The sequence below is a fragment of the Oceanobacillus sp. HCA-5259 genome (genome assembly GCF_037892815.1).
Lineage (GTDB): Bacteria > Bacillota > Bacilli > Bacillales > Amphibacillaceae > Oceanobacillus > Oceanobacillus indicireducens.
The window spans coordinates 1-1,158 of record NZ_JBBKBV010000093.1; the positions used below are offsets into that span (position 1 = coordinate 1).

Here is a 1,158-nt window from a genome sequence, read left to right on the forward strand (position 1 = left end):
TTTTTACGGCTTGTTCTTGCCGTCTGTCTAATGTTCGCTAATTTTTCTAAGCGAATGACAGAAATCTTATTTTCTTTTGCAAAATCAATGATGGCACGACTAACCTTATGGTCTTGATCTTTCATCCAGCGTTGTTCCTTATCTTTTGAATTGCGAATAGCATTTAACTTTTTCTTTTTGCCTAATGTTTTGCGTTCAGAACGGAATTTTCGCTTCACGTATTTATTTTGTCTGCCATTACTAAAGAAGCGTACCTTTTCATCATCTGTCACAGCCACAGCAGGTACTTTTAAGCCTAAGTCTATCCCCATGACTTTTACACCTGTTCCTTGAATGGTAGGTATCGTGACAGAAATTTGGGCAATCCATTTATTCGCTTTCTTTGTGACACGTAGCGTACCTAATTTGTGTTTTAGCAAATCGAAATGACGGTTATCTTTATCAGCAAATAAGGCACGAATAGGGGTTTTAGTTGCTTTGCCATTGACCATGATTGGTATTGAAATGTGTGTAAAATCAAACGAATAGTTTTGGTTATTCCAAATACACACTGGTTTCTTCAAAACAGGAATCACCTTGTATTTATTTTTCTTCGCTTTTTTAAACACACTTTTAGCGTCTATAATCGCTTGATTTTTAACAGCACTGGGCAGGGCAACAGAAATATGCTTGCTTGATTTCTTTGTACTTTTCTTTTCAGCAACCATTTCTGAAACTAGAGTATTGATTGTAGAAATGTACGATTGACTCATTTCTGACAAAATAGAAGCCTGTTCTTTTGTTGGAAGCAATTTGACTTGAACCGTTATGGTTTGCGACACATGGCTCACCCCCTTGTTTTTTTTGTTGCTCAACATAACGTTTAATGGTTTCGCTCGATACATTTCCTGCGGTAGATACAAAATAGGAACGTGTCCAAAGGCTTGGCAAGTGTTGAAGATGCGAAAATTCCTCTCTTAACTTTTTAGAAGTCACCCCTTTAATTTTCGCCATAATATTAGCAGGACTAAATGTTGGTGGTGTATTCAGAAACATATAGGTATGGTCCTTGTCACATTCCAAAGCAACAATCACAATTTTTAATTCTTCACATCTTTCTTGGACTAATTGTTTGAATCGTTCCTCTACATCCGCACGAAGAAAAATTTTCCTTCTGTA

The 1,158-nt window shown here is 36.6% G+C and carries 1 protein-coding gene and 1 pseudogene; both read right to left on the bottom strand.

The window, feature by feature from the left end; genetic code table 11:
* On the bottom strand, positions 1-821 hold an 821-nt coding region (locus WKU33_RS18905), incomplete at its 3' end, for a transposase (protein ID WP_340456132.1).
* A 10-nt stretch (positions 822-831) separates the two neighbouring features.
* Positions 832-1,158 (bottom strand): annotated as a pseudogene (gene tnpA, locus WKU33_RS18910) (IS200/IS605 family transposase); the annotation flags it as partial.